Source organism: Micromonospora sp. ANENR4, assembly GCF_015354395.1.
In the GTDB taxonomy this organism is placed as follows: domain Bacteria; phylum Actinomycetota; class Actinomycetes; order Mycobacteriales; family Micromonosporaceae; genus Micromonospora; species Micromonospora aurantiaca.
This window is the reverse complement of the sequence record NZ_JADKYQ010000004.1, coordinates 340,873-362,023: the sequence shown is the minus strand read 5'-3', so window position 1 is coordinate 362,023 and position 21,151 is coordinate 340,873. Positions and strand designations below refer to the sequence as shown.

At 74.3% G+C, this 21,151-nt stretch carries 20 protein-coding genes; 9 read left to right on the top strand and 11 right to left on the bottom strand.

All coding sequences use genetic code 11. The annotated features are described in order from the left end of the window. Nucleotides 1-2: 2 nt before the first annotated feature. Nucleotides 3-1,142, bottom strand: coding sequence for an acyl-CoA dehydrogenase family protein (locus IRY44_RS09655; protein WP_194800082.1), 1,140 nt, complete (start codon nucleotides 1,140-1,142; stop codon nucleotides 3-5). Nucleotides 1,143-1,274: 132 nt separating this feature from the next. Here IRY44_RS09655 and IRY44_RS09650 point away from each other — a divergent pair, with 132 nt between their 5' ends. Further along, complete coding sequence (locus IRY44_RS09650; protein ID WP_194800081.1) at nucleotides 1,275-1,535, top strand: hypothetical protein; 261 nt, start codon at nucleotides 1,275-1,277, stop codon at nucleotides 1,533-1,535. A gap of 37 nt (nucleotides 1,536-1,572) precedes the next feature. Here IRY44_RS09650 and IRY44_RS09645 read toward each other — a convergent pair whose 3' ends face one another. Then, a complete protein-coding gene (locus tag IRY44_RS09645; protein WP_370584906.1) occupies nucleotides 1,573-2,178 on the bottom strand; it encodes an NADPH-dependent FMN reductase in 606 nt (201 codons plus the stop codon). A gap of 194 nt (nucleotides 2,179-2,372) precedes the next feature. On the opposite strand from IRY44_RS09645, the gene IRY44_RS09640 reads away from it, so the two are divergent. Further along, nucleotides 2,373-3,461, top strand: a complete 1,089-nt coding sequence (locus tag IRY44_RS09640) for a phosphotransferase family protein (RefSeq protein ID WP_194800080.1) — start codon at nucleotides 2,373-2,375, stop codon at nucleotides 3,459-3,461. 12 nt (nucleotides 3,462-3,473) lie between these two features. Beyond that, nucleotides 3,474-4,472, top strand: a complete 999-nt coding sequence (locus IRY44_RS09635; RefSeq protein ID WP_194800079.1) for a hypothetical protein — start codon at nucleotides 3,474-3,476, stop codon at nucleotides 4,470-4,472. Nucleotide 4,473: 1 nt separating this feature from the next. Here IRY44_RS09635 and IRY44_RS09630 read toward each other — a convergent pair whose 3' ends face one another. Further along, nucleotides 4,474-6,222: a carbamoyltransferase C-terminal domain-containing protein gene (locus IRY44_RS09630; RefSeq protein WP_281600907.1), complete on the bottom strand. Its 1,749-nt coding sequence runs from the start codon at nucleotides 6,220-6,222 to the stop codon at nucleotides 4,474-4,476. After that, nucleotides 6,186-6,449 (bottom strand): acyl carrier protein, encoded by a 264-nt coding sequence (locus IRY44_RS09625; RefSeq protein ID WP_167796881.1) that lies wholly within the window; start codon nucleotides 6,447-6,449, stop codon nucleotides 6,186-6,188. The genes IRY44_RS09630 and IRY44_RS09625 overlap by 37 nt, the downstream gene beginning before the upstream one ends. Before the next feature lie 141 nt (nucleotides 6,450-6,590). Here IRY44_RS09625 and IRY44_RS09620 point away from each other — a divergent pair, with 141 nt between their 5' ends. Continuing rightward, entirely contained in the window at nucleotides 6,591-7,238 is a 648-nt protein-coding gene (locus tag IRY44_RS09620) for a GNAT family N-acetyltransferase (RefSeq protein ID WP_194800078.1), read from the top strand. A gap of 13 nt (nucleotides 7,239-7,251) precedes the next feature. Here IRY44_RS09620 and IRY44_RS09615 read toward each other — a convergent pair whose 3' ends face one another. Then, a complete protein-coding gene (locus IRY44_RS09615) occupies nucleotides 7,252-8,574 on the bottom strand; it encodes an acyl-CoA dehydrogenase family protein (RefSeq protein ID WP_194800077.1) in 1,323 nt (440 codons plus the stop codon). A 230-nt stretch (nucleotides 8,575-8,804) separates the two neighbouring features. On the opposite strand from IRY44_RS09615, the gene IRY44_RS09610 reads away from it, so the two are divergent. Both IRY44_RS09610 and IRY44_RS09605 read left to right on the top strand, forming a co-directional pair. Then, a complete protein-coding gene (locus tag IRY44_RS09610; RefSeq protein WP_194800076.1) occupies nucleotides 8,805-10,409 on the top strand; it encodes an AMP-binding protein in 1,605 nt (534 codons plus the stop codon). Next, on the top strand, nucleotides 10,409-10,891 hold the full coding sequence (locus tag IRY44_RS09605) for a PaaI family thioesterase (RefSeq protein WP_194800075.1): 483 nt from the start codon (nucleotides 10,409-10,411) through the stop codon (nucleotides 10,889-10,891). Before IRY44_RS09610 ends, IRY44_RS09605 begins: the two co-directional genes overlap by 1 nt. A gap of 57 nt (nucleotides 10,892-10,948) precedes the next feature. On the opposite strand, the gene IRY44_RS09600 is transcribed toward IRY44_RS09605, so the two are convergent. Further along, nucleotides 10,949-12,043, bottom strand: coding sequence for a class I SAM-dependent methyltransferase (locus IRY44_RS09600; protein ID WP_269696774.1), 1,095 nt, complete (start codon nucleotides 12,041-12,043; stop codon nucleotides 10,949-10,951). Nucleotides 12,044-12,110: 67 nt separating this feature from the next. Here IRY44_RS09600 and IRY44_RS09595 point away from each other — a divergent pair, with 67 nt between their 5' ends. Next, nucleotides 12,111-13,403 carry a condensation domain-containing protein gene (locus IRY44_RS09595; protein WP_194800073.1) on the top strand — a complete coding sequence of 431 codons (1,293 nt, stop codon included), beginning with the start codon at nucleotides 12,111-12,113 and terminating at the stop codon, nucleotides 13,401-13,403. A 10-nt stretch (nucleotides 13,404-13,413) separates the two neighbouring features. Here the strand turns inward: IRY44_RS09595 and IRY44_RS09590 are convergent, their stop codons facing one another. Then, complete coding sequence (locus tag IRY44_RS09590) at nucleotides 13,414-13,860, bottom strand: glyoxalase/bleomycin resistance/extradiol dioxygenase family protein (protein ID WP_135239725.1); 447 nt, start codon at nucleotides 13,858-13,860, stop codon at nucleotides 13,414-13,416. Between the two features lie 96 nt (nucleotides 13,861-13,956). On the opposite strand from IRY44_RS09590, the gene IRY44_RS09585 reads away from it, so the two are divergent. After that, entirely contained in the window at nucleotides 13,957-15,408 is a 1,452-nt protein-coding gene (locus tag IRY44_RS09585) for an MFS transporter (protein WP_370584905.1), read from the top strand. Nucleotides 15,409-15,411: 3 nt separating this feature from the next. Next, on the top strand, nucleotides 15,412-16,278 hold the full coding sequence (locus IRY44_RS09580) for an acyl-CoA thioesterase II (protein WP_194800071.1): 867 nt from the start codon (nucleotides 15,412-15,414) through the stop codon (nucleotides 16,276-16,278). Between the two features lie 4 nt (nucleotides 16,279-16,282). Here the strand turns inward: IRY44_RS09580 and IRY44_RS09575 are convergent, their stop codons facing one another. From IRY44_RS09575 to IRY44_RS09560, 4 genes are read right to left on the bottom strand one after another with little or no spacing between them, the layout of a single operon-like run. Continuing rightward, the gene (locus tag IRY44_RS09575; protein WP_135239722.1) at nucleotides 16,283-16,690 is read right to left on the bottom strand and encodes a VOC family protein; all 408 of its coding nucleotides are present in this window, start codon (nucleotides 16,688-16,690) and stop codon (nucleotides 16,283-16,285) included. A 9-nt stretch (nucleotides 16,691-16,699) separates the two neighbouring features. Next, a complete protein-coding gene (locus IRY44_RS09570; protein WP_194800070.1) occupies nucleotides 16,700-17,980 on the bottom strand; it encodes a cytochrome P450 in 1,281 nt (426 codons plus the stop codon). 32 nt (nucleotides 17,981-18,012) lie between these two features. Continuing rightward, nucleotides 18,013-19,416 carry an FAD-dependent oxidoreductase gene (locus IRY44_RS09565; protein ID WP_194800069.1) on the bottom strand — a complete coding sequence of 468 codons (1,404 nt, stop codon included), beginning with the start codon at nucleotides 19,414-19,416 and terminating at the stop codon, nucleotides 18,013-18,015. 1 nt (nucleotide 19,417) lies between these two features. After that, nucleotides 19,418-21,142 (bottom strand): FAD-dependent oxidoreductase, encoded by a 1,725-nt coding sequence (locus IRY44_RS09560; RefSeq protein WP_194800068.1) that lies wholly within the window; start codon nucleotides 21,140-21,142, stop codon nucleotides 19,418-19,420. Nucleotides 21,143-21,151: the final 9 nt, after the last annotated feature.

Sequence of the window (21,151 nt, the reverse complement as noted above, 5' to 3'; positions counted from 1 at the left end):
GTTCAGCGTGATCGGGGCAGGCCGAGCACCCGCTCGGCGAGGACGTCGCGCAGCACCTCGCTGGTGCCGCCCTCGATGGTGTTGCCCCGGCTGCGCAGCAGGCGGTCCCGCCACAGCGCCGTGGCGTGTTCGTCGGCCGCGGCGACCTCCGCGCCCAGGTGCGCCAGCCGCTGGTTGGCCTGCGACCAGAGCAGCTTCACCACCGAGGTACGGGGACCGGGTTCGCCGCCCTCGGCCAGCTCGGCCAGCAGCCGCAGGTTGGTCCAGCGCAGCGCGGTCAGGTCCGTCCAGACGGTGGCGAGGCGGTCGCGGACGCCCGGGTCGTCGGCCAGCGGGGAGGCCCGCAGCAGCGCGACGAACTGGCGCAGGTGCTCCTCCAGCCGGGCGGTGAGGGTGAAGCCGAACGTGCCGCGCTCGTGGGCCAGGGTCGTCATCGCCACTCGGAACCCGTCACCGGGCTCGCCGAGCACCGCGCCGGCCGGCACCCGCGCGCCGTCGAACGAGATCTCCGCGAAGTCCGCGCGCCCGGTGATCTGCCGTAGCGGCCGTACCGTCACGCCCGGCGTCCGCAGGTCCACCAGCAGGCAGGTGAGTCCGCGGTGGCGTTGTCCGCCGGTACGCGCGAGCAACAGGCAGTGGTCGGCGACGGCGGCGTACGAGGACCACAGCTTCTGCCCGTCGACGACGTAGGCGTCAGCGTCGATTCGCGCGGTGGTGGCCACGGCGGCCAGGTCGCTGCCCGCCTCGGCCTCGGAGAAGCCCTGGCAGAACAGCAGGTCCCCGCGCATGATGCCGGGCAGGTAGCGGGCCCGTTGCGCGGGCGTGCCCCAGGCGACGACCGTCGGGCCGACCATGCCCAGCCCGATCACGCCGGCCTGTTCGGTGGCGCCCCGGCGGGCCGACTCCTCCAGGAAGATCGCCTGGTGCCCGAGCGGCAGCCCCCGGCCGCCGTACTCGACCGGCCAGCCCAGTCCGGCGTAACCGGCGGCGTGCAGGCGGCGCGCGTACGTGGTCAGGAAGTCCCTGTCGAACCAGCGGGCCCGGGCGGCGGCCGGGTCGTCCACGGCCGGGACCGCCTCCGCGAGCCAGGCACGTGCCCGGGCCCGGAAAGCGGCCTCGTCGGGCGAGTCACGCAGGTCCATGACCGGACGCTAGCCGACCCACCCGGCAAAGGCGAGATACACGAAGCGACAAGGCATGACAGGCGACACCGGCTCTCCTAGGATCACTGGCGGATCCGGGCCGCCGAACGCCCCGGTCGAGAGGAGCATCGGGTGACCGACACCGAGACCGCCGGCCAGCGCCCCGGCGCCGGAACGCTGAGCTTCGCCCGCGACATCCGGCCGCTGTTCCGCGAGATGGACGTGGCCGAGATGACGTTCCTGCTGGACCTGACCAGCCTGGACGACGTCCGGGACTACGCCGAGTCCATCCTGGAGCGGGTCGCGGACGGCTCCATGCCCTGCGACGCGCCGTGGGAGGCGGAGAAGGTCGAGCTGTTCCGCAACTGGATCGCACAGGGCATGGCCGCCTGACCGGTCCGGAGCCGGGCCGGGCCGGCTCCGGACCGCCCTACACGAACGTGAGCAGGGACGGATCGGGCAGCATCGGCAGGATCGGATCCGCGACCGCGGGCAGCACCCCGGCCAGGACCGGCGCGGCCGCCGAGCACCACCGCCCCACCACGTCGTCGAGCCGGTCGAACTGCGACTCCAGCACGGACAGCCCGGGCACCGGCACGCTGGCGTCCAGCGCCAGCAGCAGCGGCCGCAGGTGGCTGTCGACGGCGTGCTGGTCGGCCGCGCGCGCCGCGGTCATCACCGGTATCGCCACCGTCGCGGCCAGCGCCCGCCGGGGAAGCGGGTCCACGAACAGTTTGAGCAGCCCGGTGTAGGAGCCCTTGAACGTGGGCGTGGCCACCAGCAGCAGCCGGGCCGACGTCACCTGCCGGTACGCCTCGGCCAGCGCCGCCGGCGGCTGCGCCCAGTCGGCGGTGGAAAGCAGCGGGGTCAGTCCCGACAGGTCCACCACGGACGGCTCGGCCAGGCGTACGCCGCGCGCGGCCAGGCACTCCACCAGCGTGTCCGCCGCCCGGCGCGCCACGTTCGCGGTGCGCGACCCGGCACGCGGGTTGCCCAGCAGGACCGTCACCGGGTGCGGCCCGTTCGACTCGATCACCACACGGCTCCCCTCGCGCCACCGGCCCGGACGGGGCGACGGCGGTCCTCCGCGCCGGTGCACCCGGCGGGTTCACGTCGCTATCCTCGCCGATGACGCATCAGTGTCGATACGAGATACGGAGTGCGAGTGCCGATCGCGCGCATCCTCCAGGCCGTCGTCAGTCCCCGCGCCGCGTCACCGGCCGGGCCCCGATGAGCGCCCCCGCTCCGGTGACCGTGCCGGTGCGTCCGTTCCGGGAGCCCGGCCTGGTCACCCCCGACCGGCTCACCGAGGTACTGGTCGCCGCCGGCGCCGCCGCCCCCGGTGACCGGGTCGACGCGGTCACCGCCACCCCGCTCGGGCTGGGCAAGCTCGGGCACAACGTCCGGTACGAGCTGGCCTGGGCCGGCGGGAGCGGACCGGCCAGCGTCGTCGGCAAGTTCCCGGCGCTGGACGAGCGCAGCCGCCACACCGGGCAGGGCAGCGACGCGTACCGCCGGGAGGTGGCGTTCTACCGGGAGCTGGCCGGCGCTCTGCCGCTGCCGGTGCCGCGCTGCTACGCGGCCGGGTACGACGAGTCCTCCGGCGACTTCGTGCTGTTGCTCGGTGACGCCGCGCCGGCCCGCCCCGGCGACCAGCTCACCGGCTGCACCGTGGACGAGGTGGCGACCGTGCTGACCGGGCTCGCCGCGGCGCAGGCCGAACACTGGGACCGCCCGGCGCCCGGCTGGCTGCCGGTGCGTGGCGCGGACGGCGGACGGCGGTTGGGCGCGGCGTACCGGCTCACCGCCGGAGCCTTCACGGAACGCTTCGGCGACCTGCTCTCCCCCGCCGCGCTCGGCGTCGTGGAGGCGCTGCGCACCCGGATCCGGGGCTGGGTGCGGGCGGACCGGCCGCCGCTGACGCTGCTGCACGGCGACCTCCGGGTGGACAACCTGCTGTTCACCGACGGCCCGGAACCGGCGGTGACGGTGGTGGACTGGCAGACCGTCCAGCTCGGACCGGGGCCCAGCGACGCCGCGTACCTGGTGGGCGGCAGCCTGCCCACCGACGTGCGCCGGGCGCGGGAGGCGGAGCTGTTCGCGTCGTACCACGACGCCCTGCGCGCCGCCGGGGTGCGGTGGAGCCGCGACGAGTGCTGGCGCTCGTACCGGGTGAACACCGTCGCCGGCCTGCACATGACCGTCGTCGGGGCGATGCTCGTCGCCCGCGACGGGCGCGGCGACGCGATGTTCGTGGCGATGGCCGAACGGCACGCCGCGCACGTCACCGACCTCGACGCGCTGACCCTGCTGAGCTGAGATCGGAGCGCGATGGACATCCTCACCGCCGCGGACGAGGACTTCGTCCACTTCACCCGCCCGCCCGGCCCGCGCCTGCCCCGGGCGTACCGGCACTGGCGGGAGAGCTACTTCTTCGTGGCCCACCCGGACCGGGCCGACGGCGACGTGCTGCTGGTGACGCTCGGCCACCACCCGTACCGGGGTGTGGTGGACGCGTACGTGATGGTGCGCGTGGACGGACGGCTCCGCTTCGACAGGTTCTCCCGCCCGGCCGGTGGTGACCGGCCGGACCCGGTGGCCGGGCCGGTCGCGGTGACCGTCGAGGAGCCGTACCGCCGGGTCGGCGTCCGCGCGTCCGGTCCCGGCGTGCCGGTGCCGCTGGAGCTGACGTTCACCGCGCGTACCGCGCCGCACGCGCTGCCCCGGGGCGTACTGGACGGCCCCCGCGGCCCGGTGTGGGACCAGCGGCACATGTTCCAGTCCGGCTGGTTCGACGGCGCCTACTGGGTCGACGGGGAACGCCGGCCGGTGCGGCGGTGGTGGGGCCAGCGGGACCACTCGTGGGGCGTACGCGACCACCGCAACGTGCCGGCCTGGATGTGGTTCGCGGTGCAGCTGCCCGACGGCATGCTGGGCCTGTGGTGCTGGGAGTACCCGGACGGCTCGCGGGTGTTCACCGAGGGCTGCTGGGCGCCGGCCGGTGCCGCGCCGCCGGTGCCGCTCACCTCGTTCACGCACGAGCTGGACTGGACCGGCGCGGACGGCGTCCCGGTCGGCTACGGCCGCGACGGCGAGGCGGTGACCGGGCTGGCCGGCACCGTCACCACGGCCTTCGCCGACGGCACCACGATCCGGCTGACCGGCGCCGGCGCCTGGTCGGCACGGTACGGCCGGCTCGGCGGCGGCCAGCAGCTGATGGCGGTACGCACCGACGACGGCCGGACCGGCACGGCCATCTACGAGATCACCGGTGCGCGGCACCACCGGTTCTTCCCGGTCGCCCGGGCCACCGGGGTGCCGCAGCGGTGAGTCATCCGGCGGCGCCGGCTCCCGGGTCGGCGTCGGAGGTGAACAGCGTCCCGTTCGACCAGACGTACCGGACCTGACCCCAGCGCATCACCGACTCGGCGTCGGGGAAGAACCCGCTGCCGCGGAAGTTGGCGCTGGTGTTGCAGAGCACCGGCACGCCGGTGCTGCGCTCGTACGCGGTCAGCAGCCGCCACATCAGCTCGTTGTCCGGTCCGACGGTCTCCAGCCGGGCGCTGTTGTCGACGTGCGCGACCGCCGGGATGCGGGAACGCCACTGCGGCCGGATCTGGTGGTCGAACAGCATGTACGGGTCGGGTGTGCCCGGGTCGAAGACCTCCGGCGCCCGGTGCTCCAGGCAGATCGGCGCGACCGGACGGTAGGGCTCCCGGCCCTTCACGGCGTTGAGCCGGTCCTTCATCGCCGCCGAGCTGGGCGGCGCGATGATGCTGCGGTGGCCCAGCGCGCGCGGGCCCAGCTCGGCCCGGCCGCTGACGACCACTACCGGTTCGCCGTGCACCTCCAGGATCTTGGCCAGCTCCTCGATCTCGCAGGGCTGCGCCGACCACCCGGGCGGCGGCTGGCCGACGTCGCGCACGCCGGGCCCGGCGAACACCGACCACTCCAGGTCGGCCCGGCCGGTGCGGCGCACCATCTCGGTGCAGGCCGCGCCGATCGCCGAACCACTGTCGTTGGGGAACGGCGGCACCCAGACGCCGGCGAACCGGCCGCTCGCCCGCAGCCCGGCGTTCCACTTGATGTTGAGCGCGCAGCCGCCGGACAGGCAGATCGGCAGGCCGTCCAGGTCCGGCCGCCGGGACAGCAGGCCGTCGAGCCCGGCCGCGAAGACCCGGAACAGGAACTCCTGGATCGAGCCGACGAGCGCCGCGTCGGACAGGCCGAGCGGCGCGGTGCGGGTGAGCACGCGGCGGCTCCACAGGTACGCCGGGATCGCCGCGTCGACCAGGCCGATCTCCTCGGTCACGGCGGCCATCACGGCCACCGCCTCCTCGCTGACCGTGTCCAGCGCCGCGTACGCCATCGCCTTGCCCGCGATCGGCAGCAGCGCCTCCAGGCCGGGGCCGGGATCGTTCGCGCGCCGGGTGCCGTGGTCGATCTTGAACGGCGCGAAGTGCGAGCAGAAGATCGGGAACAGCGCGCCGGAGATCGAGCCCACCGGCCCCAGGCACTCCAGGCTCACCCGTTCCGGGTCGAACACGTACAGGCACGGCACCATGCCGCCGTCCCAGACGGTGATCAGCGCGCGCTGCCGCCGGGCGGCGAACGGGCTGGTGCAGTAGCTGGACAGCGCGTGGTCGGTGGCGTGGCTGAAGCTGCGGAACGGCGTCGGCACCCCGAGCAGCGGCGCGCTGCCGGTCACCCCGGTCAGCAACCGGCCGGCGCCCGGCTCGTCGTGGTAGCCGGCCACCTCGACCGGGTGCAGCGTGCCGGCGGCGTCGGCGACCTCGACCCAGGTCTCGCCCTGCGCGCCGCGCGCCCAGCCGTCCACCGCGACGCCGGCGAGGTCACCCGGGGCCAGCCCGTTGGCGGCGAGCTGGGCGACGATGTCGGCCGCCTCGTGCATGGTGGCGTGCCGGGGCCGGTTCTCCAGCTTCTCCGCCTCGATCGAGAACAGCAGGCGGTTCCCCTCGATGGCGGCGACGCCGCCGTCGTGCGTGAGTTTCAGGCCGCACCACACCTCGGGCGTCGGCATGCTCAGCCCGACCGCTGCGCGCTGATGACCGACACGCACTCGTTGACAGTGGGATTCTCGAACAGCAGGAACAGATCGATGACCTCGCCGAACTCCTCGTTGATGCGGTTGCACACCTGCATCAGCTGGATGGAGTCGAGGCCGAGGTCGAAGAAGCTCTCGTCGGGCCGTACGTCGACGCCCGCGACCTCCTCGACGATGCCGTGCACGACGGTGGCGGGATCCGCCCTGTTCGTTTCCTGGCCGCTCGCCTGGTCCAAAGCCATCTCGTCTTCCCCACTCCGGTCGGTGCGACAGAACCGAGAACTCCGAGGCAACATAGGTGCCGGATCGCCGCCGCCACAAGGATCACGGACGCCGCCGTCACGCCCCTGCCCGGGCCGTCGCGCCGCTGTTAGCGTGCGCCCGTGACCGACACCAGAGCCGTACCCCGGACCCTGCCCACACTCCAGATACGAGAGCTGCGCAAGGACGACCGCCGGCCGGCCGCCGGACTGGTCGCCCGCGCGATGCGGGACAACCCCACCACGTACGCGATGTTCGGCGACGAGCCGCTGGACCGGCTGGCCGGGCTGATGCCCATCTGGACGGCGTTCTTCCACCGTCCCGCGCCGCCGCAGATCGGCGCGTTCTACAAGGGCTGCCTGGTGGGGGCCGCCGCGGCGGTCCCGCCCGGCGGCTGCATCGGCGCCGCACTCGACAGCGACGCCCGCCGGATAGCGCTCGGCGCGGCACCGCCGGTGGGCGACCCGGCGCGAGCCGAGTACGTCCGGGCGCACTACGCGATCCACGACCTGGCCGAGCCACACTGGCACGTCGGTCCGGTCGGCGTCGAGCCGCGCTTCCAGGGCCGCGGCATCGGCGAGGCGCTCATGCAGGCGCTGCTCGACGTGATGGCCGGCGACCCGCGACCCACCTGGGGCGAGACCGACACCGAGGCGAACGTGCGCTTCTACACCGCGCTCGGCTGGGAGCTGACCAAGACCGTCGAGGTCGTCGGCATCCCGCTGTGGTACCTGCGCCGCGACGGCCGACCGGCCGACCGCACGGGCTGAGGGCCCTTTCCCGTCAGCCGGCGGCCGCCGCCGCGCGGGCCGACGCCAGGCTGTCCCGCAGTTCCTCGAACGGGTCCAGGCCCAGCGCGGTACGCCCGACGAACTCCAGCGCCTCCGGCGGCGAGTACGGCTGCATGAACCCGCCCGCGCGCACGTCCCGGTAGAGGCGGTTGAGCAGGTGCCCGGTCCGGTACGACTGGCCGCCGGTCACCGCCATCGCCCGGTCGACCACCGCGGCGGCGGACCGGTTCACGACCAGCTTCGCGACCTGGAAGTCCTCGATGGCGCGGTACGCGTCGGCCGGCTCCACCTCGGCGTCGGGGCGGGCCAGGAACGCGTCGATCGCCTCCGCGGCCCGGCCCAGCGTGGCCCGCGCGACGGCCAGCTCCACCGCCATCTCCGCCACCTGCGACCGCACCGGCGCGCGGTGCGCGAGCAACTGGCCGGAGGGCTGCTGGCGGCGCGTCACGGCCAGCTCCGTCACGTGGCTCATCGCCCGCTCGGCGATGCCCACGTACGCGGCCACGAGCGGGAAGTTCACCGCCAGCAGGCCCGGCCACTCGGTGGCCATCTCCCCCAGTGGGCGGCCGACCAGCACCATGTCCCGCCCGACGACGCAGTCGGTGAAGCGGATGTCGTGGCTGCCCGAGCCCCGCATGCCGAGCGCGTCCCAGGTGCGTTCCACTGTCATCCCTGGTGTGCCGGTCCGCACCACGGCGGTGCCGGCGTTGAACCAGCCCGCGCCGTCGGGCACCCGCAGGAACACCACCACCGTCTCGGCGATCTCGGCGTTCGTGGCGAAGATCTTGTGCCCGTTGATCCGGTAGCCGCCGGGCACCGGCTCGGCAGTCGTGCGCGGGAAGCTGATCGCCCCGCCGCCGGGCTCGGTGCCGGCGTGCGACACCACGATGCGGCCCCGGCCGAGCAGCCGCAGCAGCATGGTGAGCTGCGGCGGCGGTTGCGCGGCGGCCCGCCAGCCCCGGGCCGTGCTCCACACGAACCCCAGGTGCATGTTCGCGGCGATCGCGGTGGACGGGCAGCCGCGGGCGAGCCGGGACACCGCGACGACGAGGTCGTGCAGGGACGACACGCCGAGGCCGCCGAACTCCCGCGGCGCGGTGGCGGCGAGGAAGCCGCTGGCCTTCATCGCCTCGAAGTTCTCCCGGACGAACGTGTTGTCCCGGTCGTGGTCGGCGGCGCGGGTGGCGAAGTCGGCGGCGTGCTCCTGCGCCAGCTCCACCATCCGCCGGCCGGCCTCGGTGCGCGCGGTCAGCTCACCCGCGTCCGACCGGCACTCCTTGCCCCGCCCGTCGCCGCCGTTGACATCCGGGCCCATGCGTCCCCTCCCGTCGGATGACAGTGCCCCGGCCGGCGGCCGGCTGTGCAACTGATGCGCATCCGCAGTCGCACCCGGTCACGACCGGGGGGACCTGCGCCCGCGCAGGATCGCAGCCGGGCCCCGCGGGCGGCAACGCTGACCGCTTGCCGGGCCGCGACGGCACCGGCCAAGGTGGAGCGCACCTCGCCCGAGGCGGACGCGTCCACAGTTGACAGGGGAGTCGTGCGGTGCTGAAAGGTTGTGTCGCCTGGCCCGAGACGGACGCGGAACGCTACCGCGCCGCGGGCATCTGGACCGGTGAGCTGCTCGGCGAGATCGGCCGTGAGGGGGCGCGCCGGCATCCCGGCCGCACCGCCGTCGTCGACACCGGCGGCCGGATGAGCTACGCCGAACTCGACGCCGCCGCAGACCGGTTCGCCGCCGGTCTGCACCGGCTCGGCCTGCGCGCCGAGGACCGGGTCGTGGTGCAACTGCCGAACACGGCCGCGTTCGTGGTGGTCGCGCTCGGCCTGTTCCGCCTCGGCGCCGTACCGGTGTTCGCGCTGCCGTCGCACCGCGAGGCCGAGCTGACCTACCTGGCCCGGCACACCGAGGCGCGGGCGCTGGTCGTGCCGGACCGCTTCGGCGGGTACGACCACCGGCCGCTGGCCGCGACGGTGGCCGCGTCGGCCGCCGGCCTCGAACACGTCATCGTGGCCGGGGAGCCCGGGCCGCACCTGGCCCTGAGCGAGGTACGCGACGAACCCCGGGACCTGCCCGCGCCGGACCCCGGCGACGTAGCGTTCTTCCTGCTCTCCGGCGGCACCACCGGGCTGCCGAAGCTGATCCCCCGCACCCACGACGACTACGCCTACCAGCTGCGCCGCAGCGCCGAGGCACTCGGCGTGGACGAGCACGGCGTCTACCTCGCCTCGCTGCCGGCGGCGCACAACGCGGCGCTGGGCTGCCCCGGCGTGCTCGGCACGCTGCGCGCCGGCGGCCGGGTCGTGCTCAGCCCGACACCGAGCCCGGACGACGTGTTCCCCCTGATCACCGCCGAGGGCGTCACGCTGACCACGCTGATGCCGCCGCTGCTGGCGGTCTGGCTCGACCTCGCCGCCGACTACGGCGTGGACCTGTCCGGCGTGCTGCTGGAGGTCGGCGGCGCGCCGCTGCGCGCGGAGGTGGCCCGGGAGATCCTGGGCCGGGGGCTGCGGCTGAGCCACTGGTTCGGGATGGCCGAGGGACCGCTGTGGTACACCCGGCTGGACGACCCGCCGGAGACGATCGCCACCACCCAGGGCCGGCCGCTGATCCCGGCCGACGAGTACCGCGTCGTCGACGAGCACGACCGGGACGTCCCGCCGGGCGGCGTCGGCGAGTTCCTGGTCCGCGGGCCGACCACGCTGCGCGGCTACTACGACGCGCTGGAGTACAACGCCACCGCGTTCACCGCCGACGGCTACCTGCGCACCGGCGACCTGGTCCGGCTCACCCCGGAGGGCAACCTGATGGTCGCCGGCCGGATCAAGGACGTGATCAACCGTGGCGGCGAGAAGATCGGCGCGGCCGAGCTGGAGAGCCAGATCGAGGCGCATCCGGCCGTACGCGCCGCCGCCGTCATCGCGGTGCCCGACCCCGCTCTGGGCGAGAAGATCTGTGCCGTGGTGGTCCGGCGCGACGACGGCGGCGGACTCGACCTGGCGGAGCTGCGCGCCTTCCTGACCGGCCGGGGGCTGGCCGCGTACAAGCTGCCGGACCGGCTGGAGGTGGTGCCCGCGTTCAGCCACACCGGCGCCGGCAAGGTCGACAAGCGGGCGCTGCGCCGGTCCCTCACCGGGGACGGCGCCTGATGGCCGTACGACGGCTGGACGAGCACAGCGGCCCGCTGGAGACGCACTGTTTCGTGTGCAGCCCGATCAACGAGCACGGGCTGCGGATCCCGTTCTCCTACGACGACGAGCGCGCCGAGGTGCTCGCCTCGTTCACGTTCGCGCAGCGGCACTCCGGCGCGCCGACGTACGTGCACGGCGGGCTGAGCCTGGCCGTGCTGAACGAGGCGATGGCGTGGGCGGTGGTGGCCGGTGCCCGGCGCTTCGCGGTCACCGTCGACACCACGGCCCGGTTCGTCCGGCCGCTGCGCATCGGCGCCGACTACCGGGTGCGTGCCCGCATCGCGACGCCCGCCCCCGACCGGCTCGGCACGACGGGCACGATCGTCGACGGCGCCGACCGGGTGTGCGTGGAGGCCACCGCGGAGTTCCGGGTGCTGTCCGAGTCGACGGCGAGCCGACTGAGCGCCCGGGTGGCGGCCCGCCGCGACCCGTCCGCCTGATCCGCCTGATCCGCAGGCGGCCCGGCCGGGCCGGCCCCGTGAGGACGGCCGGTCCGGTCAGGCCGGCGGGTCCAGGCGGTAGAGGCGGTGGAACCGGTGCTCCACCGGCAGCACCGTGGTCGCGGCGAAACCGGCGCGCTCGGCGTAGCGGCGCACCGTGTCCGGCCGCATGACGGTGCCGGTGCCGGCCGGGGCACCGCCGTCGTCGCCGTCACCGGTCAGGCCGACCGGCAGGCAGTGCAGCACGCTCACCGCGTACATGAACCGCTCGACCTCACCGGCCGGCGCGGTGAACCGCTCCCCCACCCGCGGCTCCATCAGCAGCACGCAACCGCCCGGACGCAGCAGTTCCCGGGCGGCGGTGAGCACCCGTACCGGCCGGCTCATGTCGTGCAGCGCGTCGAACACGCACACCAGGTCGCCGCGCTCGGCGCCGGGCCGCTCGGCCACGTCGGCGACGGTGAACACGACCCGCTCGGCCAGCCCGGCCGACGCGGCGCGGTCACGGGCCGCGCCGATCGCGGCAGCGCCCAGGTCGACACCGTGGACCGTGGCGAACGGGTACGTCTGCGCCAGCGCCAGCGAGGAGTCACCGGTGCCGCACCCGACGTCGATCACCACCGCGCCGGGCCGGGACAGCCGGGCGTGCACGTCCGGCAGGGCGGTCCGGATCCAGCGCGGCAGTTCGTGCGTGAACACCGGCCGGTTCATGCCGGCCTGCGCGGCGCGGAACTCCTCGCCGTACTCGTCGTATCCCACGCCCTCGCCCTTGGCGTACGCCTCGACCAGCCGGTCGAGCATCGGCGCCAGCCCGGCCACCGGCAGCACCGCGAGCGACAGCACCGCGAACGGGCTGGTGGCGTCGGTGAGCGCCTGCCGGTGTCCCTCCGGCAGGCGGAAGCGGCCGTCCCCGGCGGGCTCGACCACTCCGGCGGCGGCCTGCTGCTCCAGCCACTCGGTGGCGTGCCGGGCGCCGACGCCCGCGCGCGCGGCCAGCTCGGCACCGGTCACCGGCCCGTCGCCGAGCACCCGGTAGAGCCCCAGCCGATGGCCGAGGTACATCGTCATCAGCTCGGCCGCGCCGAGGCTGTGCAGGAACAACCGCATCGACAGGGCCTGCGCCTGCCGTGCCGGTGAGCTGGACGGTTCCACCCTCGACCTCGTTTCACCGGCCGGATCGCATTGCGCCGGGCGTCGCCGGATCTCGATACTCCGGGGCATGGGCGTACGCGAAGTGCCGGCCTCGATCGGACAACGGTTGCTGTGGTTCCTGGAGCATTATCGGCCCGACTCGGCATCGCTCAACTGCCCCGTCGTGTGCCGCCTGCACGGCCCGCTGGACGTCGGCGAGCTGCAGATCGCGCTGGACCGGCTGGCCGCGCGGCACGAGGCGCTGCGCACCACGCTGGTGCGGCAGGGGCGCAACCTGGTGCAGCACGTGCACGACCCGGCGCCGGTCCGGGTCCGCCACGTCGATCTGCCGGACCCGGACGAGGAGACGCTCGGCGCGGCGGTCGCGGCCGAGGTCCGCGACAACGTGGACGTCAGCGAGTGGCCGGTCCGGGTGACGCTGTGGCGGCTGGGACCGGACGAGCACGTGCTGTCGGTGAACATGCACCACCTGGTCTCCGACGCCTGGTCGTGCGGCATCATCGTGCAGGACCTGATCCGGCTGCTGGAGGCCGGCCCGGACGGCGAGCCGGACCTGACGCCGATCGGCTGGCAGTACCCGGAGTTCGCGCAGTGGCAGCACGAGCTGATGACCAGGGGCGAGCTGAAGCCGCACCAGGACTACTGGACCGGGCAGCTGACCGGGCTGACGCTGCCCGACGTGCCGATGCGTGAGCTGGACCCGCAGGCGCCGCGGCGCAGCTACCTGGAGGCCGAGACGATCGACCGCGAGACGTTCAACCGGCTGCGGCTGCTGGCCCGCACCGAGCGGACCACGCTGTTCACGGTGATGCTCTCGCTGTACTACCTGATCCTGCAGCGGGAGACCGGCAGCACCGACCTGGCGGTCGCGTCGTTGTTCGCCAACCGCTCCCGCCGCGAGGTGCAGTCGACCGTCGGGTTCTTCGCCAACATGCTGATGCTGCGCACGCGGATCCCGCAGGGGGCGAGCTTCCGCGAGGTGGTGCAGGCGACCCGCCGGACCGTGGTGGACGCGTTCCTGCACGAGGGCATCCCGTACCAGATGCTGCCGGTGCGGTTCCAGACGAACGGGCGGCGCGCCGACGACGTGGTGTTCCAGATGCTGCTCACGCCACCACCGGGCACGAAGGTCACCGCGCGGGGCGTCGACTTCGACCTCTACGTGCCGGAGGCGCTGCGCAGCCGGTTCGGGCTGGAGCTGGGGCTGATCCCGCAACCCGGCGGCGACTGCCGGGCGCTGCTGTTCTACGACGACCAGTTCGACCCGGAGTGGGCGCGGGCGTTCCTCACCGACTACGTCGCGCTGGCCGTGCGGGCGGCGGGCGCGCCGGACCGGCGGCCGCAGCCGGACCCGGTCTGACGCGACGGCGCTACGCCGGGCGTACCTCGCGCCAGCCCGGCGCCAGCCGGACCTCGTCGGTCAGGTGCTGCCAGAACGTCCACTGGTGCCCGCCCGGGTCGGTGACGATGTAGATCCGAGCCCCGTACGGCTGGTCCTCCGGCTCGGGCGCGTCCACACCGGCCGCGACAGTGGCCTTGTGGTGGGCGTCGACGTCCTCGACGTACACGATGCACATGTGCCCGACCGGGCCGGGCGCCGACTGCTTCGCCCAGTAGCCGGGGTCGGCGCCGTGCAGCATGATGAGCGTGTCCCCGGCGTGCAGCTCCGCCTCCCGGACCACACCGGCCTCGTCGAGGTAGCGGACCTTCTCGGTGAAGCCGAACGTGCGGACCAGCCAGTCCAGCGCGGCGCCCGCGTCCTCGTAGTAGAGATACGGACTGTAACCCCGATAGTGTGTTCCGGTGAGATCGGCCATGCGGGCAGTATGCCAGCCCCGGCCGCCGCTCCCGAGCGCACGAGCCTCCCCGCCGCCGGCGCGTCCCGGGCCGGCCCGAGCCCTTGGAGCCCGCAAGTGACGACGACAGGAAAGGCGGCGCCGGCGCCGGCCCGCGCCGCCGGCGCGCCGAGCGGGGCGATCCTCGCGGTGGTCTGCCTCGCCCAGTTCATGGTGATCCTCGACGTCGCGATCGTGAACCTGGCGCTGGACCGGATGGGCGAGTCGCTGGCGATGGGCCCGGCCGAGCTGCAGTGGGTGGTGAACGCGTACACCATCGTCTTCGCCGGGTTCCTGCTGCTCGGCGGCCGTACCGCCGACCTGTTCGGACGCAAGCGGATGTTCCTCACCGGCCTGACCGTCTTCACAATGGCCAGCCTCGTCGGCGGCTTCGCCCCGAACGCGGGCACGCTGATCGCCGCCCGGGCGGTGCAGGGCCTCGGCGGCGCGATCCTCGCCCCGACCACGCTGACGGTGCTGGTCACCACGTTCACCGACCCGAAGCAGCGAGGGCGGGCGATCGGCCTGTGGAGCGCGGTGGCCGCGTCCGCCGGCGCGATCGGCTCGCTGGCCGGCGGCGTGCTCACCGACCTGCTCAGCTGGCGCTGGGTGCTGTTCTGCAACGTGCCGCTGGGCGTACTGCTGTTCGCCGGCGCGGCCTGGGCGCTCACCGAGTCGGCGCCGGCCGCCGGGGCACGCCGCCGCCTCGACGTCACCGGCGCGGTCACCGTCACCGCGGGTCTGGCCACGCTCGTGTACGGCATCGTCGGCGTACGGGAGCACCCGTTCCTCTCCGCTCCCGTCCTGGTGCCGATCGGGGTCGGCGTCCTGCTGCTGGCGGTGTTCCTGGTGGTCGAGACGCGGGCGGCCGAACCGATCATGCCGCCGGGCTTCTTCCGGCACCGCAACGTCGCGCTCGCCAACGTCATCGCGCTGGTGGGCGGCACCGCGATGGTGTCGATGTTCTTCTTCCTGTCGCTCTTCCTCCAGCAGGTCCTCGGCTACCGGCCGATCGAGGCCGGGCTGGCGTTCCTGCCGCTGTCGATCGGCATCGTCGCCGGCTCCGGCGTCTCCACGAAGCTCCTGCCGGGCACCGGTCCCCGGCTGCCGCTGGTGGCCGGTGGCGTGGTCGCCGCGGCCGGGCTGCTGTGGTTGTCCCGGACGCCGGCCGACGCGACGTTCCTGGTCGACCTGCTCGCCCCGACCGTGCTGATCGGGCTGGGCATCGGCATCGTGATGGTGCCGATCACCGCGGCGGCCACCAGCGGCATCCCGCCGGCCCAGGCGGGCCTGGCGTCCGGGGTCATCAGCAGCACCCGGCAGCTCGGCGGCGCGATCGGCCTGGCCACGCTGGTCACCGCCGCCGTGGCGCACGCGTCGCACCTGGCCGAGGCGGGGCGGTCCCCGGCTGTCGCCCTGGCCGCCGGGTACGACCGCGGCTTCCTGCTGGCCGCCGTGCTCATCGGCGTCGGCACCGTGGTCAGCCTGCTGACGCCGGGCCGCCCGGCGACGCCGGCGACGGCGGGCTGAGCCGTGGGCCACCTCGCCGAGGACACCACCATCGAACCGGCCGGCGACGGCCTGTTCCGGGCGAAGCTGTGCTCGGACTGGGCGCTGATGGGCCCGAACGGCGGCTACCTGGCCGCGGTGGCGCTGCGCGCCGCCCAGCAGACCCTGTCCCTGCCCCGGCCGGCGAGCCTGTCCTGCCAGTTCCTGAGCCCGCCCCGGTTCGGCTACGTCGACCTCGCGGTGGTGACGTTGCGGGCGACCCGCCGGGCGGCGGCGGCCCGGGTGTCCATGACGCAGTTCGGCCGGCCGGTGCTGGAGGCCATGGTGTGGGCGGCGCACGACGGGCTCACCGGCCCGGACGGGCCGTGGACGCCGATGCCCGAGGTGCCCGGTCCGGAGGAGCTGCCCGACCTGCGGGAGCTGCTGGAGGCGGAGGGGCGGGGCGTGCCGCCCTGGCACGACTGCGTCACGCTGCGGGAGCTGGCCGGGCGGACCACGCTGGAGACGCCGGCGCCGGTGGCGTTCAGCTGGGCCCGGTTCCAGCCGCAGGCCACCTTCGACGACCCGTGGCTGGACGCCTGCCGCTCGGTGATCCTGGTGGACAGTCTCCAGTGGCCGGCGGTGATGAACGCGTTCCCGGAGCTGGAGACGCAGTTGTTCGCCCCGAGCATCGACCTGTACGTGGCGTTCCACGACAGCGCCCCGGGCGACGAGTGGCTGCTGGTGAACGCGGCCGGGGTGGCGTCGCACCGGGGCGTGCTGGGCGGGGCGGCCCAGGTCTGGGCGCCGGACGGCCGGCTGGTGGCGGCGGGGATGCAGCAGATGCTGAGCACCTCCACCCGGCGGGGCGCCGCGATGGCACCCCGCCAGGTTCAGCCGACCCGCTCGTGAGCCGCTAGGCCGGGGCCGGGGTGCTGCCGGGCTGATAGGTGCCGATGATCCAGACGTTGCCCTCGGGGTCCCGGGCGGCGTACCCGCGGGACGTCCCGAAGTCCTCGTCCTTGAGTTCCCGGATGATCTCCGCGCCGGCCGCGACGGCGCGGGCGTGGTGCGCGTCCGGGTCGTCCACCACGAGGTAGAGGCCACCCTGCCCGACCTCGGTGGCCAGGCGGGTGCCGGTGCCGACGGAATTGACCATCACCGCTGAGCCGCGCCAGCCGAGCTCGGCGTGCGCGATGGTCCCCTCGGGGCCGGGGAACACCACGTTCTTGGTGAACCCGAACGCCTCGACCAGCCATTCGATCGCCTTTTCGGCATCCCGGTACAGCAGACACGGGTAGATGCCGACCGCATTCTCCGTCATGCCCGAACGCTACGACGCGGGCCAGCGCACCAACAGCCGTTCAGGTCCGTGGAACGAGGTGTTCGGGGCGTGGCCGAAGTCCTGGCCGGGCACCAGTTCCAGCGCGGGCAGGCGGCGGGTCAGTTCCTCCAGGACGACACGCAGTTGCAGCCGGGCCAGGTGCGCGCCGAGGCAGGCGTGGTTGCCGTCGCCGAACGCCAGGTGCCGGCGCACGCCGCGCCGCGCCGGATCGAACGTGTCCGGGTCGGCGAACATCTCGGCGTCCCGGTTGGCCGACGCCGTCACCAGCAGCAGCCGGGCCCCGGCGGCCAGCGGCACGCCACCCAGGACGGTGTCCCGGACCACCCGGCGCCGCCAGGCGACGACGGGGGGCCGCAGCCGCAGGCACTCCTCCACCGCGGCCGGGATGCCGGCCGGGTCGGCGCACAACGCCGCCCACGCGCCCGGCGTCTCCAGCAGCGTCCGCACCGCGTTTGCCGCGCCGGACGCCGTGGTCTCGTGCGCCGCGGTGGTGCCGTTGAGCACCAGCGACTGCAGGTACGAGTCGCTGAACAGCTCCGGGTTGCGGGCCTGGGCGCGGACCGCGTGGGCGATCCAGCCGGCGCCCCCGCCGCCGGTCTCCTTGAGCCCGCTCACCAGGCGGGCGGCGTACTGCCAGTACCGGCCCATCACGTCGCACGCGGCCACCTGCTCGTCGTCGGTGGGCAGCCCCCAGTTGAACACGGCCTGGGACACCGAGTAGCCGCGCACCTCGGCCAGGTCCTCGTCCGGTACGCCCATGAAGACGGCGACGACCAGGGCGGGCACCTCCCACAACAGCTCGGCCACCAGGTCGGCGTGGCCCCGGCCGGCGAACGCGTCGATCCGCTCGCCGACGAGCGCGCGCACGCGTGGTTCCAGCCGCTGCACCCGGCGCCGGGTGAACGGCCTGGCGAGCCGGCGCCGCCGCCGCAGGTGCACCGGCTCGTCCTCGTTCGCCAGCACCGGGCCGCCGGTGAACCGCCGGCGGACCAGCTCGCGCAGGGCGGGGCGGGACAGCGGGCGGTACGGGTCCATCGCGTTTGCGGCCGAGAACGTGTCCGGGTCGCCGAACACGGCACGCACGTCCCGGTACCGGGTGACGATCCAGTAGTCGAGGCCGGGGTGGTGGAAGACCGGCCGCTCGGCGCGCGCCCCGGCGAGACTCGCCCCGGCTTCGGCGTTGTAGGCGGGGCCGAACGGCTCGAAGTCCGCGGCGCCGGTCACCGGGCAGCGGGCGGGAGCGTCGGTCCGGGCGGGTCGTGCGTCCATTGTGGCCTCCGAAGGTGCCGTCCGGTCGCGGCTCAGGCGGCGACTATCGCCTCGAACTCCCGCCGGGCCGGTCCCTCGACGGCGTCGTCGGTGACGGTCCGGCCGTCGAGGAACCCGGTCACCCGGCGCACCACGTCGCGGTCGCCGAGCAGCTGGGCGGGTGTGATGAGCAGGTGCGCCATCCGGCCGAGCGCGCGGGCGACGACCTCGTCCCGCCCGGCCAGCACCTCCATGCCGGCCATGAAGCGGGCGAACGGGTCGTCGGACACCGGCGGCGGCTGGCCGCGCAGCCCGGCCGCCATCCGCCGCAGGCCTGCGGTGTCGGCGGTGACCTGGGTGCGGTACCACACGCCGAGGTTGCGGGCGGTCCACGCCTCGAACGCGTCGGTGAACGCCGCCGAGCCCGGGTCACCGGCCGTGTCCAGGGTGCGGGCGAGCTGCTGGGCGTGCAGGAACGCGATCGAGACGCCCCGGCCGTACGTCGGGTTCGTCTGGAGGGCGGCGTCGCCGAGCAGGACCAGCCCGGCCAGCGCCGGTCCGTCGTCGTCGTGCATCCGCTGCCAGCGGTTGGCGATGCCGGACATGGTGCGCACCGGCCCCTGCGGTACGCCCCGGCGGGCCCAGCGGTGGGTGTGCGGCACTGCGGCGATGAACCGGTCCCACGTGGCCGGGCGGCGCAGCGCGTGGCGCAGCTCGTCCTGGTCGGACAGCGTCACCGACAGCGAGAAGGTGCCGTTGTCGGCCGGGAACGCGAGCGTGGCGGCGTACCCGAGGCTCATCGCGAGCGGCCGGTCCAGCGGCGGCAGCTCGGCGCCGGGCCGCAGCCGGTAGTGCCGGGTCAGGTAGACGAACCCGCACGGATGCACCAGCGCGGGCGGGCGGCGCACGTCGATCGAGTCGAGCAGCCGGGCGTGCCGTCCGGCGGCATCCACGACGAGGTCGGCGGACACCACCTCGCCGGAGTCGAGCCGGACGCCGTCCACCGTCGGCACTCCGCCGTCCGGGTGCCCGGTGACCAGCGCGCGGGCGGTCGCACCGGGTCGCAGCCGTACGGTCGGTTCGCGTCCGACGGCGCGGCGCAGCACCGCCTCGTGCATCAGCCGCCGCGCGGCGAGCGCGAACTCGTCGACCGGCGGCGGCCCGGTGTGCAGGCGGCTGACCGGTACCCGCACCGCGCCGGCCGCGACGAGGTCGTCCAGGACGTCCGGCGCCTCCTCGGCCAGCACCCGGCACGACCGGGCCAGGAACTTGTGCGAGTGCCGTCCCTGCGGCAGGCCCGGCCGGTGCCAGTCGGTGAACCACCGGTCCGCGCCCGCGCCGTCCGGCGGCGCGGCGGCGTCGCGTTCCAGCAGCGTCACCTCGTGGCCCCGGCGGGCGCAGAACAACGCGGCGGCCAGGCCCGCCATGCCGGCCCCGACGACGGCGATCCGGCTCACGTCAGCGGCGGATGTTGGAGAAGAACCGGATCGCGGTGCGTCGCAGCGCCGGCTCGGACCACTGCGGCGGCTCGACCGGCTCGGGAGCGCGGCCGAGGACGGTGGTGAGGGCGTCGCGCAGCGCCCGTTCCGGGTCGTCGGGCCGGGACAGGGCCCGCCACACCACGTAGCCGTCCGGCCGGACCAGGACGGCGGTGTCCGGGCCGAGGTCGTAGCGGCGTGCCGACTCGCCGGTGTGGTCGGTCAGGTCGGCGCCGAAGGCGTACACCGGTAGTGGCACGCCCAGCGCGGCGGCCTGCTTCTCGGCGGCGGCCCGCCACGGCGTGCCGGGCGAGCCGAGCAGCAGCACGTGGTCGCGGCCGAACAGGTCCAGCAGCGAGATCTCCCGGTCGCCGTGCCGGACCGGCACGTGCGGCGCGCGGCTGCCCGGCCGGGCCTGCGCCAGCTCCGGGTCCTCCAGCAGGTCGCCGTCGTCGTCGGGCTCGGTGCTGACGAACGGCGAGTGGACCCGGTAGCCCAGGTGCTCCCAGACCGGGCTCACCTCCTCGGCGAACTGCAACGTCTTGAGCTGCGGCGCCATCCGCTCGGAGAGGCGGTGCAGCTGCCGGTTGGCGGTCGACTCCCCCACCGGCCGTCGCTCGGCGTCGTAGCCGGTGAGCAGGTTCGGCCCGGCGTATCCGGCGACGACGGCGGCGATGCGCCAGGCGATGTCGTAGCCGTCCTGGATCGCCGTGGCGCCGCCCAGGCCGCCGGTCTGCGGCATGACGTGCGCGCTGTCGCCGGCCAGGAACACCCGGCCCTCGCGCATCCGGTCGGCGACCCGGTGGGCGATGACGAAAGTGGACTGGTCGGTGATGGTCACCTCCAGGTCCGGCTCCACCATGGCCTTGCGGACCAGCTCCACGCAGCGCTCGTCGGTGAAGTCGTCGTCGCTCTCGCCGCGCTCGATGAAGTAGTTGATGCCGAGCAGGTGGGCGCCGGAGACGCCGAACACCTCGCGGGCGTTCTCCAGGTACGCGTACAGGCCGGTGAACTCGTCGTTCTTGAAGTACGTCAGCAGCGCCTTCCGCCCGGCCAGCAGCTCGGTCAGGTCGGCGTCGAAGAGGATGGTCCGGCACCGCCACAGCTCGCCGACGCCGTGCGTGGGCAGTTCCAGCCACTCGCGGACCGGCGCCTGCCAGCCGTCGGCGGCCACCAGGTAGTCGGCGGCCACCCGGTAGCGGCGCCCGGTGGGCAGGTCGACGAGGGTGGCCACCACGCCGTCGTCGTCCTCGTCGAAGGACTCCAGCCTGGTGGAGAAGCGCAGGTCGCCGCCGAGTTCCTCGGCGGTGCGGCGCAGGATCGCCTCGATCTTGGACTGCGGCAGGGCGCCGAAGCCGGCCGGGGTCAACCGGATCAGCCGCGACATGGTGTCGTCGTTGCCGGCCAGGAGGACCTCCGGGTTCGGATCCTTCATGTCGGTGGCGATGGTGATGTGGGCTTCGTTGACGAAGTCGATGACGTCGGCGGCGAGGATCTTCTCCTCCAGGCCGGGAATCTGGCGCAGCAACTCCATGCTGCGGTGCACGATGCCGAAGGCCTTCGGCTGCACCGAGGTGCTCGGATGGCGTTCGACGAGGGTCACCGGGACACCGCGCCAGGCCAGGAAGAGCGCCGCGGTGAGCCCGGCGTAGCCGGCGCCGACGACGATGACCCGGGTCCGGTGTTCGATCGCATCCTCAGACATGGGTTAGGA